10 protein-coding genes are annotated in these 12,434 nt (G+C 64.5%); 6 read left to right on the top strand and 4 right to left on the bottom strand.

Features of this window, described 5'->3' with window-relative positions; genetic code table 11:
• The first annotated feature begins 138 nt into the window (after nt 1–138).
• The 3 genes from OIU93_RS10400 (at nt 139) to OIU93_RS10390 (ending at nt 3,437) form a co-directional block, all read left to right on the top strand.
• Nucleotides 139–753, top strand: a complete 615-nt coding sequence (locus OIU93_RS10400) for a TetR/AcrR family transcriptional regulator (RefSeq protein ID WP_372342908.1) — start codon at nt 139–141, stop codon at nt 751–753.
• A 152-nt stretch (nt 754–905) separates the two neighbouring features.
• Nucleotides 906–1,835 carry a helix-turn-helix domain-containing protein gene (locus OIU93_RS10395; RefSeq protein ID WP_264270002.1) on the top strand — a complete coding sequence of 310 codons (930 nt, stop codon included), beginning with the start codon at nt 906–908 and terminating at the stop codon, nt 1,833–1,835.
• Nucleotides 1,836–1,970: 135 nt separating this feature from the next.
• Entirely contained in the window at nt 1,971–3,437 is a 1,467-nt protein-coding gene (locus OIU93_RS10390; protein ID WP_264270001.1) for an APC family permease, read from the top strand.
• Between the two features lie 204 nt (nt 3,438–3,641).
• On the opposite strand, the gene OIU93_RS10385 is transcribed toward OIU93_RS10390, so the two are convergent.
• Nucleotides 3,642–5,015 (bottom strand): aspartate aminotransferase family protein, encoded by a 1,374-nt coding sequence (locus OIU93_RS10385; protein ID WP_264270000.1) that lies wholly within the window; start codon nt 5,013–5,015, stop codon nt 3,642–3,644.
• Nucleotides 5,016–5,046: 31 nt separating this feature from the next.
• On the bottom strand, nt 5,047–6,540 hold the full coding sequence (locus OIU93_RS10380; protein ID WP_264269999.1) for a CoA-acylating methylmalonate-semialdehyde dehydrogenase: 1,494 nt from the start codon (nt 6,538–6,540) through the stop codon (nt 5,047–5,049).
• 118 nt (nt 6,541–6,658) lie between these two features.
• On the opposite strand from OIU93_RS10380, the gene OIU93_RS10375 reads away from it, so the two are divergent.
• On the top strand, nt 6,659–8,311 hold the full coding sequence (locus OIU93_RS10375; protein WP_264269998.1) for a PucR family transcriptional regulator ligand-binding domain-containing protein: 1,653 nt from the start codon (nt 6,659–6,661) through the stop codon (nt 8,309–8,311).
• 21 nt (nt 8,312–8,332) lie between these two features.
• Here the strand turns inward: OIU93_RS10375 and OIU93_RS10370 are convergent, their stop codons facing one another.
• Together OIU93_RS10370 and OIU93_RS10365 are read right to left on the bottom strand one after the other, a co-directional pair.
• Nucleotides 8,333–10,282 (bottom strand): acyl-CoA dehydrogenase family protein, encoded by a 1,950-nt coding sequence (locus OIU93_RS10370; RefSeq protein WP_264269997.1) that lies wholly within the window; start codon nt 10,280–10,282, stop codon nt 8,333–8,335.
• Nucleotides 10,283–10,454: 172 nt separating this feature from the next.
• Nucleotides 10,455–11,123 (bottom strand): metalloregulator ArsR/SmtB family transcription factor, encoded by a 669-nt coding sequence (locus OIU93_RS10365; protein ID WP_264269996.1) that lies wholly within the window; start codon nt 11,121–11,123, stop codon nt 10,455–10,457.
• A gap of 96 nt (nt 11,124–11,219) precedes the next feature.
• On the opposite strand from OIU93_RS10365, the gene OIU93_RS10360 reads away from it, so the two are divergent.
• Entirely contained in the window at nt 11,220–11,627 is a 408-nt protein-coding gene (locus OIU93_RS10360) for a DoxX family membrane protein (protein WP_264269995.1), read from the top strand.
• Between the two features lie 494 nt (nt 11,628–12,121).
• Nucleotides 12,122–12,406: a cupin domain-containing protein gene (locus OIU93_RS10355; RefSeq protein WP_264269994.1), complete on the top strand. Its 285-nt coding sequence runs from the start codon at nt 12,122–12,124 to the stop codon at nt 12,404–12,406.
• Nucleotides 12,407–12,434: the final 28 nt, after the last annotated feature.

Raw genomic sequence — 12,434 nt, 5'->3', positions numbered from 1 at the left:
GAATGTGGAAGGAGACGTGCATTACCGGCGCCGGTGACGTGCACCACGTTTTTATTCTCTGATTGTAGAGAATAACCGCGTTTCTTCACCGTGGCAAGGGGTGCGGGTTGGTGCGGGCGGTGCGCAAAGGTTGGCGGAGTGATCCGTAGGATGGGTTGCATGCCAAAGATTGTTGATCACGATGCCCGCCGACTCGAGCTTGTTGAGGTTACGTGGAAGGTTATTGCCCGCCGCGGCTTTGACGGTGTGACCTTGCGCGACATTGCGGCCGAAGCAGGCTTTGCAAATGGCGCATTGAAGCCATACTTTCCCACGCGGGCGAGCTTGATTCGGGCTACCTTCAGCCACGTCTTTGGCCGTACCAACTCTCGGATCGCGACCTCAACCCAAGGGCTGGCCGGCCTGTCGGCACTACGTGCCTTCGCCGCGGAGGTCCTGCCGCTGGATGCGGACCGGCTGGACGAGGCCCGGGTCGTGATCCCTTTCTGGCAAGTCGCCATCCATGAGCCAGAATTCGCCGCGCTCAATGACGAAGCCATGCTCCAGTGGCGCAACTGGATTCGGGGGTGGATTGCCCAGGCGGGAGATGAGGGTTCGCTGCGTGGCAACGTGGATCCAATGGTCGCGGCGGAATCGTTCCTGACCTTCCTGTTGGGTTCACAGATAGCGGCAGTGCTTGATGCGGGCTTCAACGATCCGAGCCAATTGCGGGCTCAGTTGGAACAACACCTGGGTCTGCTGCGCACGGGCTGAGCAACGTCCCCGCTTTAAAACCTACAGTCAGAGAAAAAACGTGACTTTAGGAATTTATGCGCGTAGATTGGCTGGAATGTGACCCTGTTCACCTCCCTCCCGATTGTCGATGCGGAGGGGCGTGGCCGAAATTGGGGAAAGGTCTATCGCTCATGTACCAGATACAGCACGCTGATTCCTTCGGAGCCTGGAAGGCCCTTGTCTCCAGCGCCTTCGTTCCGCTCATTTCCGAGCCGGTACGGGCCGGCTCCTTTGCCGGCAGCATTGCCGGCAACCAGTTCGGTTCCGTGGGAGTGATGGAGGTCGAGGCCACGGCACACGCAGTGCGCCGCGCCGAGGACCTGCTGGCCGCTGGGGACCACCCCCACTTCAAGCTCAACCTGCAGCTGAGCGGGCGTGGCATCCTGCTGCAGGACGGGCGGGAAACCTTGCTTCGACCCGGGGAGCTGGCGATCTATGACACCCAGCGTCCCTACACCTTGATGTTCGAGGAGGAATTCAAGACCCTCGTCCTCATGTTTCCACAGCAGCAGCTGGGACTGCCGGTTGCCCAACTCCGTGAGATGACAGCCACCGCCATCGGCGCCGAACATCCCTTGGGTCGGGCCATCAACCCCTTCCTGGGGCAGCTGGCGGGCCTGTTGCCCCAGCTGCAGGGTCCGGTCGGACATCGGCTGGCCGCGAATGCCGTGGACCTGTTGGGTACGTTGCTCGCGGCCGAACTCCACGAACACGACGAACTCGCGATCGATGGGCATCACCGGCAATTCCGTTCGATTCAGGCCTACATCGATGAGCACCTCACCGACCCCGAATTGTGCCCGGGATCCATTGCAGAGTCCCAATACATCTCCTTGCGCAGTCTGCATAAGATTTTCGCCCAGTCCGGCCACACCGTCTCCGAATGGATTCGCACCCGACGGCTGGAGCAATGCAAACGCGATTTAAGCGATCCCTTTCAACACCACGTGCCGGTGGGAGCAGTGGGGGCGCGTTGGGGATTGCCTGACGCAGCGCACTTCAGCAGGGTATTCCGGGCCGCATACGGCAGTTCCCCCTCGGCTTTCAGGGCCCAAAGCTAGCGACGCCAAGGTCTCGGATCAGGCGTCCCGAGACAACGCTGCACGGTTCGCCAAAAGGCGCTCACGCAAAGCCAAGCGCCAAATGGATACGTTCGCGCACGCTTGTAGGAAAGACGCTTCAAGGAGGAACTTCCCATGGCTGCATCCACTGATCCACGCATCACCGAGGCCCCGAGCCTCGGCAAACGCACACTCGGGGTACCCGCGCTGGTCTTCATGATCATCGCCGCCTCGGCACCGCTGACAGTTGTCGCCGGAGGTGTCACCAGCAACTACGCGGTGACCGGAGTGCTGGGCATCCCGCTTTCCTTTATCGTCCTCGGCATCGTCTTGTTGGTCTTCGCCGTTGGATACACTGCCATGAGCCAACACGTGCACAATGCCGGGGCGTTTTACGCCTACGTCGCGCGAGGTCTGGGAAAGGCAGCCGGTATCGGCGCGGCCTGGGTCGCGTTGATCAGTTACAACGCCATGCAGATCGGCATCTACGGACTCTTCGGCTTTGCCATGTCATCGTTCCTTGCCGGTACCTTCGGGCTGAGCCTCCCATGGTGGGGGTGTGCCCTGATCGGCTGGGCCGTTGTTGGGGTTCTTGGGGTGAACAAGGTTGACCTTTCGGCCAAGCTCCTGGGCATCGTCGTGGCCTGCGAGTTCCTCGTGGTCATCGTGTATGACGTGCTGGCCATAAAGGTTGCCCCCGAGGGAATCAGCACCCAGACCTTGGAACCGGGGAGCCTGTTCACTGCGGGAATCGGTGCAGCCCTGTCCTTCAGCATCGCTGCCTTCATGGGCTTTGAATCCGGGGCGATCTACGGCGAAGAGGTCAAGGACCCCAAGAATACCCCTCGTCGTGCCACGCTGATCGCCGTGGGAATCATCGCGGTTTTCTACGCCATTTCCGCTTGGGCCATGGCCGTGGGTGAGGGAGACAGCGCGGTCGTGGGCAGGTCGGCCGAGATGGGCCCGGATCTGATGTTTGTCTTCTTGGCGGAGCACACCCCGGGCTGGTTCGTGGATTTGGGCAACGTTCTCTTTATCACCAGCCTGCTCGCCGCCCTGATCGCCTTCCACAATGTGGTGGCCCGTTATCTGTTCTCGCTGGGACGCGAGGGAGTCCTGCCACGGGTGCTGGCCCGCACCAATCCCCGCACACATGCCCCGATGGCCGGTTCGTTGGCCCAATCGGTGTTGGCCTTGGTGGTCCTGGTGGTCTTCGCATTCATCGGCAACGGGCAGGACGAGATGTTCCCGGTGCTCACCCTCTTCACCTGGCTCACGAACACCGGTGCCTTCGGCCTGGTCATGCTCATGGCACTGACCTCCTTTGCCGTCATTGGATATTTCCGCACCGAGCCGCACGGACTCGGTCCGTGGGCCGCACAGGTGGCACCGCTGCTCGCCGGGGTGAGCCTGACGGTTCTTTTCGGCGCGATCGTGGTGAACTTCGATGTGCTGATCGGGCTGGAAGAAGCCAGCGTTTTGGGATGGCTGCTGCCGGCAGTCGTCATAGTTCCGGGGATCCTCGGTGTGCTGTGGGCCTTCCGCCTTCGCCGCAGCCAGCCTGCGGTCTATGCCAGGGTGGGCCGCGGCGGCGACCTTTAGGCAACCTGAAAGTTCCCGGGAATTCGCTTCCCATGGCCAGCGGGGCCAGCGCGAAGATGCTTGCCCGCCGGTTTCTGTCGGCAACTCCGGCTTGTCAGGTCGAAGGCAAGGCGGAGTTACCTGCCCTTAACGGCCGGTGGCCGTGTCCCGGGGAACTAATCCTCGGGACACGGCCACCGAAGGTGGTGCATATTCGCAGGGGTGTCAGGCCTCGACGAACGTGTCTGCGACGCTCAGGGCCGTATCCAGCATGGCCAGCCCTGTACGCAAATCCTCGTCCGTGATGTTCAGTGGCGGGACCACGTGGATGCGGTTGAAGTTCACGAACGGCAGCATGCCTGCCTTTTTCAAGGCACCGGTCACCGCGGCCATGGCCGGCGAGGATCCGCCGTACGGTGCCATCGGCTCGCGGGTCTCGCGGTTGGTGACCAGTTCGACGGCCCAGAAGCAGCCGGTGCCGCGCACGTCTCCCACGGAAGGATGCCTGTCCTTCAGCTCGCGCAGTGCCGGGCCGATGATGTCCGCCCCGAGGCGGGCGGCGTTCTCCACCAGGCCCTCATCCTTCATGGCGTTGATGGTCGCCACCGCGGCGGCCGAGGCCAGCGGGTGGCCCGAGTAGGTCAGCCCGCCCGGGTAGGGACGTTCGCGGAAGGTCTCGAAGATGGCCTCGGAAATGGCCACGCCGCCCAGTGGCACGTAGCCGGAGTTCACGCCCTTGGCGAAGGTGATCAGGTCCGGGGTCACGTTCCAGTGGTTGACGGCAAACCACCGGCCGGCGCGGCCGAAGCCGGCCATGACCTCGTCGGCGATGAAGACGATGCCGTACTTGGTGGTGAGCTCCCGTACACCCTCCATGTAGCCCCCCGGCGGCATGTAGATGCCGGCACTTCCCGGGATGGATTCCAGCACCAAGGCCGCGATGGTGCCCGGGCCCTCGAGGACTATGGTGTCCTCCAGGTGGCGCAGGGCGCGTTGGGTCTCTTCGGCCTCGGTGGTGGAGTGGAAGTAGGAGCGGTACGGGTAGGCCGGGAAGAAGTGCACGATCCCGTCGGTGGCGTTGTCGGATGCCACGCGGCGCGGGTCGCCGGTGACGTTGACCGCAAGGTGCGTGCCGCCGTGGTAGCTGCGGTAGGCGGACAGGACCTTGTTCCTGCCGGTATGCAGGCGGGCCATGCGGATCGCATGCTCGTTGGCGTCGGCGCCGCCGTTGGTGAAGAAGATCTTGTTCAGGTCCCCCGGGGTCAGTTCGGCGATCAGCCGCGCGGCCTCGGACCTGGCGTCGTTGGCGTGCTGCGGGGCGATGGTGCAGATCCGTGCTGCCTGCTCCTGGATGGCGGCGACGACCTTCGGGTGCTGGTGGCCGATGTTGGTGTTGACCAGCTGGGAAGAGAAATCGAGGAGCTTGTTGCCCTCCCCGTCCCAGACCCAGGAACCCTCGGTCTTAATGATGGTCATGGGGTCGAAAGGTCCTTGTGCCTGCCAGGAATGGAAGACATGCTTGCGGTCCAGCTCGTGGGCGCGGGCGCCGGCGGCGATCTGCTCGGGCGTGATGGTTTCGGTGCTCACATCGATGCTCATGGGGGTACCCCTTTCCGGGATTCTCGAGGCCCTAGGCGTTCTGCGGGAAGCCGAGGTTCAGGCCACCGTGGCTGGGGTCCAGCCAGCGGGAGGTGACGACCTTGCCGCGGGTGAAGAAGTTGATGCCCTCGGCGCCGTAGGCATGGGTGTCGCCGAAGAGGGAGTTCTTCCAGCCGCCGAAGGAGTAGTAGGCCATCGGCACCGGGATCGGCACATTGATTCCAACCATACCGACCTGGATCTCGTTTTCGAAGCGGCGTGCAGCGCCTCCGTCGTTGGTGAAGATGGCTGTGCCGTTGCCGTACGGGTTGGAGTTGATGGTCTCGATGCCTTCCTCGAAGGAGGCGACGCGGAGCACGGAGAGGACCGGGCCGAAGATCTCATCGGTGTAGATGGACATGTCGGTGGTGACGTTGTCGAAGAGGGTCGGGTTCAGGAAGAAACCCTCGCCCTCCGCGTCCGGGTTCACGCGCCGGCCATCCAGCACCATGGTGGCTCCAGCGGCCTCGCCGGCGTCGATGTAGCCGGCGACCTTGTCGCGGTGCGCCGCGGTGACCAGCGGGCCCATGTCGCAGCCGCGGGTGCCGTCGCCCACGCGCAGGGTTGCCGTGCGCTCGGCGATCTTGGCCACGAGTTCGTCGGCGATCGAGTCGATGGCGACAAGCGCGGAGATGGCCATGCAGCGTTCGCCCGCGGCTCCGAAGCCGGCGTTGACGGCAGCGTCGGCGGCCAGGTCCAGGTCGGCGTCGGGGAGGACGAGCATGTGGTTCTTGGCCCCGCCCAGGGCCTGGACGCGCTTGCCGTGTGCCGTGCCGGTCGCATAGACGTACTGGGCGATGGGGGTCGAGCCGACGAAGGAGACCGAGGCGACGCGCGGGTCGGTCAGCAGCGTGTCGACCGATTCCTTGTCGCCGTGCACCACGTTGAAGACGCCGTCGGGAAGGCCTGCTTCCTTCCACAGCTCGGCCATCCACTGGGCCGCTGTCGGGTCCTTTTCACTCGGCTTCAGGACCACGGAGTTGCCGGCCGCGATGGCGATCGGGAAGAACCACATCGGCACCATGGCCGGGAAGTTGAACGGGGAGATGATGGCCGCGACGCCGAGGGGCTGGCGGATGGAGTGCACATCAATCTTGGTGGAGGCGTTTTCCGTGTAGCCGCCCTTGACCAGATGCGGGATGCCGCAGGCGTACTCGACGACCTCCTGGCCGCGGGCGATCTCGCCCATCGCGTCCTCGAGCACCTTGCCGTGTTCCGCGGTGATGATGGCGGCCAGTTCGCCCTTGCGCTTGTTCAGCAACTCGCGATAGTTGAACAGGACCTGCGAGCGGCGGGTCAGCGAGGTGTCGCGCCAGGCCGGGAACGCGGCGTGGGCCACGGCGATCGCCTCGGCGGTCGTGTCGGCCGAAGCCAGGGCAACGCGAGAGGACACCTTGCCGGTGGCCGGGTTGGTCACGTCGGCAAAACGGGAATCGGTCGGGACTTCGAGGTTGGTTCCGTCGATCCAGTGGGTGAGTGTCTGCATGGTGTGTGGTTCCTTTCAAGGCGGGGCAATGGTCTGCTGAATCCATTGTGTAGCGCGGGACACACCTGGGCTATGGACAACCTGTCAACTCTTTGTCTAAAAGCAATACACTGTGTCCATGAGTACAGTCGCCAGTCGCCAAAAGCCTGCCGTTGCCGGGACCCTGAGCATTGCAAGGGTCCTTGAATTGCCTGCGGTAGCCGCGGGGGAGCCCGAAGTGTTGGGGGGTGCGGACATGCTGGGCAACCCCGTGCGCTGGGTGCACGTGGCCGAAACCCCCGATCTGGCCGATTTGCTTTCCGGCGGGGAACTGGTGCTGACCACCGGGCTGGCCTTCGGCGAAGCGGGGTCCGGAGTGGCTGGCTTTGTCTCACAAGTTCAGGCTGCGGGAGCGTCGGGACTTATTGTCGAGCTGGTTGCCGCCGGGGCGGCCGTGGACCAACAGGAATCCATCGCCGCGCTGCGTCGGGTTGCAGGGCAAGGCGACTTCCCTGTCATCCTGTTGCAGCGACGGGTGCGCTTTGTCGAGATCACCGAGGTGGTTCACCGCATGCTGGTCTCGGACCAGCTTGCCGCCTTGGAACGCTCCCGGATGATCCACGAGGTGTTCACCGCGTTGAGCTTGCAAAACGCCACGGAGGAAGGGATAGTGTCCCGGGCAGCCGAACTCATCGGTGCCCCGGTGGTGCTGGAGGACGTGGCGCACCTGGTCCTGGGCTTCGACGCCGGCCCGCAACCGGACGCCGGGCTGCTTGCACATTGGCCCGAACGCTCGCGTCGGGTCGGTTACCTGGAGGCCACGGGGCGCGGGGCGGGGGAGGAGAGCTGGTTGCAGACCCCGGTGGGAATCCAGGGTCAGCGCTGGGGGCGGTTGGTTGTTCCCAGGCAGCTGGGAAACGACGAGGACGCTGCCATGGTGCTCGAGCGCGCGGGGCAGACGCTGTCCATTGCCCGATTGGCCGGGCGGGACCAAAAGGAGCTGTTGCACCAGGCCCGCGCGGGACTGCTGCACGAGCTGCGCCAGCCCCATGCCCTGAGCGCGGACGAAGTGATGATCCGTGCCGGCGCGCTGGGTCTTGCGGAGTCGCCACACTACGTCCCGGTCGTTTTCCGCCTTGATGACCGCCGGGGGCAAACGCCAACCGGCGTGCAATTGCGCGAACGTGCACTGCTGGACGCACTCAACGACGTCGTGGGATCGGCCCGGGCAACCTCGCTGTCCGCCAGCCTGCAGAGCGGCCAAGTCGGCATGGTGCTGGGCGTGGGTGCCAGGCTACTCGAGGAGCCGCTGCTGGAACGAATCTGCCGGCAGCTGGCCCAAGGCCAGCAATCCGTCGAATGGTCGGTGGGCGTGGGGCGCGGGCGAAAAAGCGTGAAGGATGCGGCCCGTGGATTGGAAGAAGCGGTCCAGGTCGCCGAGACCGTGGCAACCCTTGACACCCGTGCCCGGCCCTTCTACCGCTTTGCCGACGTGCGGCTGCGCGGGCTGCTCGCGCTGATGCACGACGACGCGCGCCTGAAGGCCTTTGCCGAGGCCGAGCTGGCCGGGATCCTGGACCCGCTGGACGAGCCCGCACTCGAGTTGCTCGGGCTGTACCTCAAACACGGCGGCAACAAGTCCGCCCTGGCCCGCACCGGATTCCTGAGTCGGCCGGCGCTCTACGCCCGGCTCGAAAAGCTGGAGGACAAGCTAGGCGTCAGCCTGGATGACGCCGAGTCGCGGACCTCTTTGCACGTGGCCTTGCTTTGGCGCGGGTTGGGCCGGGCGTAGGGAACCGGCCGGGGACGACACCTATGACCCGTAGGGGCGCCGCCTGTCCGGCAAGTTCCCTGTGGACCAGGGAGCGATCCATTCGCCGGTGCCCTCCGAGGGATCGAGGATGCCCTTTTCCAACCAGGTGAAGTCCCCGGCGAGCACCTTCTTGGACAGTTTCCGATCGGTCTTGTCGCTGTTGGCCCACAGGTCCCGGAACAGGGCCTCGCAGCGGTGCTCGGCCTGTTCGCAGAACGCCAGCGCCAGAAGCTCGGCCGAGGCCGCGTTGGCCGGGTCCCGCGTGCGCATGAGCTCTACCCGGGAAATGCAGGCCGCCATGGCAAAGAGCTCAGCCCCCACGTCAACGACCCTTCCCAGGAACGCCTGGTGCTGTTCCATCCCCGCCTGCCACTTGGCCATGCCGGCGAAGGTGTGCCGGGCCAGGCGGCGCGAGGCCCGCTCGATGAAGCGCAGGTACTTGGCAAGCCTTCCGTGCTCCGCATAGGAGTTGGGAAGCAACCCCGATCCCAGGGCGAGGGTCGGCAGCCACTTCGCGTAGAAGCCGGAGGCGCCCATGGCGGCCTTGGCTTTTGCCTGCAGGTCCGAGTCCTTGTCGGCAAGTGCGCCGGCGGCCTTGAGGTGCGCGTCGACGGCCTCGCGGGCGATGAGCAGGTGCATGATCTCGGTGGAGCCCTCGAAAATGCGGTTGATGCGCAGGTCCCGCAGTGCCTGCTCCACGGGTACAGCGCGTTCCCCGCGGGCCCGCTGCGAGGCCGCGGTTTCGTAGCCGCGTCCGCCGCGGATCTGCAACAGCTCGTCGGCGATCTTGTAGGAGACCTCCGAGGAGAAGAGCTTGGCCAGCGCGGCCTCGATGCGCACGTCCTTCATCCCGGCGTCGGCCAGGGCCGCGGAAAGCTCGAAGACCGACTCCAGGGCGAAGGTGCTGGCGGCAATGTAGGCGATTTTCTTGCCGACGGCCTCGTGCCCCCCAACGGGCCTGCCCCACTGAATGCGGGCGTTGGACCATTCGCGGGCGATCTTCAACGACCATTTCCCGGCACCTGCGCACATCGCCGGAATGGACAGGCGGCCGGTGTTCAGGGTGCTCAGGGCGATCTTCAGCCCGGCTCCCTCCTTGCCCAGGCGGTTGGCGGCCGGGACCCTGACGTCGTGGAAGCGGGTGACGCCGTTTTCGATGCCGCGCAGTCCCATGAAGGCGTTGCGGTTTTCCACGACGATTCCGGGGGAGTCCGCTTCGACCACGAAGGCGCTGATGCCGCCGCGGGCCGTGGTTCCGTCTGGCAGTTGGCGGGCCGGAACGGCGGCCATGACCACCAGCAGCTCTGCAACCACCCCGTTGGTGGTCCAGAGCTTGGCACCATTGATGAGGTAGCTTTGTCCATCGTCCGCGAGGACTGCGGTGGTGCCCAGTCGGGCCGGGTCGGATCCCACGTCGTTTTCGGTCAGCAGGAAGGCCGAAATCGCTCCGGCGGCGCAGCGGGGGAGGAATGCCCGTTTTTGTTCCTCGGTGCCGAACATCTTCACCGGTTCCGGAACCCCAATGGATTGATGGGCCGAGAGCAACGCGCCGAGGCTTGGACTCAGGGTCCCCAAGAGCATCAGCGCCCGGCCGTAGTCGGCGAGGTCCAGGCCCAGGCCTCCGTATTGGGTGGGAATCTTCATGCCAAAGGCGCCCACGTCGCGCAGGGCCTTGATGTATTCGTCGGGGATCCGGGACTCGCGTTCAATGACGCCCGGGTCGAAGTCCTTGACGGCCGTGCGCAGGGCCACCATGAAGGCCGCGCCGCGTGCTGCGGCCTCGGGGTCGGGTTGTGGGTGGGGGTGGATCAGGCTCCAATCGAAATTACCCATGTACAGGCCCTTGGCGAAGCTGGGCCGATCCCATCCCTGCTCGCGTGCGGCCTCGGCCACCTGCCGTGCGGCCTTCTCATCGATGCGTCCACCGGAGTGCTTTTCGTCAATGCTCATGGCGCTTCCCCTGTCGAAAACAAGGGGCCTGCCATGCGGACTCACAGGCCCCGACGTATTCATGTCAGCCTAGCCGCGGCCATCGGTTGCCGATAGGGGCCCTCGGCGTCCTTTCCCGCGCGCGGTGTGGGTCGGGGAAATCTTAGGAGGCCGTCGAATTCCGATGCGGTAACTACTCCCGGGGGTCCAGCCTCACGCAGCAGTGGTGCTGGTGCGTGGGCGGATCAAGGCAGACGCGGTATGGCGCTTCGGCCCCGTCGACTACCGCCGTTAGCAGCTCGAGGTTCATGGAGCACACGGTGTCCCTGTGGTTTGCCGAAAGGTGGTGGAACGGACAGTCGAGGAGCTCGACGGAGCCGTCCCGGCGGACCTCCGGGCGGTACCCGTGATCCGCCAGCAGCTGGTTCAGTGAGCCTGCGCGGGTGCCGATCACCCGTCCGGCTTCCCGCGCGACCTCCGCCAATACTGTGGTGACCGGCCGGTCTTCGCTGCCGGCCCTTTCGATGGCCTTGGCCATGAGATCCGCGGCCAGGGCGTATTCGCGGTGCGGCACACTGGCCGCCACGTCCAGATGCGCGGCCGCGTAGAGCTTTGCCGGCCGTCCGGAACCCGGGCCGCCCTTTCCCTTAAGTCGGCGGAACTCCACGGTCAGCAGCCCTTGGTCGGCCAACTTGTCCAGCTGAAAGGCCACGGTGTTGCGGGGCCATCCGAGGGCGGCGGCGCACTCGTCCCGCCCCACGGCCGCCTCGCTGGTGCGCACGAATTCGTACACTGCCTTGCGTACCGGATCCGCCAACGCGGCCACGGCCGAGAGCCCTTGATCACCTGGTGGAAACTTCATGACTCCAGTGTAAATCTAAAGCTAGTAGCTGTTGACTTAGAGATGACTGCGTTTCTAAAATTAGGCATCATCACTTTAGAAAGAAGGGCCGACATCATGGCCACTCACACAGTGAGTGCTGCAACCGAACGCAGCGCCAAGCTCAATCACCAAGCGTTCGTGCTCCTGCGAACCATCTTTACCGTCGCGCCGATCGTCTTCGGGCTCGACAAGTTCACCAACATCCTCACCGATTGGACGCAATACCTGGCACCCTTGGCCACCGACATCATCCCGGTCAGCCCACAGGTGTTCATGTACGTGGTCGGTGTCGTGGAGATCGTTGCCGGCATCCTGGTCGCGCTGCGCCCCAAGATTGGATCGCTGGTCGTCGCCCTCTGGCTCCTGGGCATCATCGTCAACCTGCTCGTGCTGCCTGGCTTCTTCGACGTCGCCTTGCGCGATTTCGGGTTGCTGGTCGGCGCACTGGCGCTGAACAGGCTTGCATCGGCACGTGGAGCCTAGCTAGCGCCCGCTTCGGCGACGGCCGGAGTTTCCATCCGCAAAGGAATTTCAAGGGTCGGGGAAGTTCATGAGGAACCTCCCCGACCCCTTCTTCGTGAAATCAGTTGGGAAAGGTCGAGTTGTTCTTGCGCGTGTTGTTGTCGCTCATCGCCGGAATTGATTCTGCGACGCATCGGGTCCTGGGGCCAGGAACACGATGATGAGCGGCATCAGCCGACGAAGCGAGAGCCAGATGGCGGTGATGAATGGTTCACCTGCACCAGCGTCGCGGCGTTCTCGGCCGGGACTACTTCCCCCGGGAGCGGTTGCCCATTTCGGGTCCCGGCCATGTTTCTTGTCCTGGCCATTGGCATTGAGACAGAATGAGAGCGGCGAGGCAAGCCGCGGCGTTGTTGTCAGCCTTGCCCGGCTACGGGCCGGCGAACCGCGGCATTCCCCCTGGCTTCCACCTGAACATTGGGCTAGTACCGAAATATGGAGAGCGAACGATAACGATGACACGCCCTGCTGCCACTGCCACCATCCAGATAGAGAATGAGCGAATACGCGTCACCGAATGGCGTTTCGCCCCGGGAACGGCGACCGGCTGGCACGTCCATCCCGCCGACTACATCGTGGTTCCGATGTCCACTGGTGAGCTGGGTATGGAGACAAGGGACGGTGTCGTCGTGAATTCCTTGCAGGCGGGAATTTCCTACACCAGGGTCGCAGGCAGCGAGCACAACGTCTTCAACGACGGGGCATCCGAGTTCGTGTTCGTGGAGATCGAACTTAAGTAGCCAGGCCTTGGCGCCGACAGGGACGGCG

The sequence above is a fragment of the Paeniglutamicibacter sp. ZC-3 genome (genome assembly GCF_025847175.2).
Lineage (GTDB): Bacteria > Actinomycetota > Actinomycetes > Actinomycetales > Micrococcaceae > Paeniglutamicibacter > Paeniglutamicibacter sulfureus.
The sequence above is the reverse complement of the archived record's forward strand: the minus strand, read 5'-3'. Positions and strand labels throughout refer to the sequence as shown.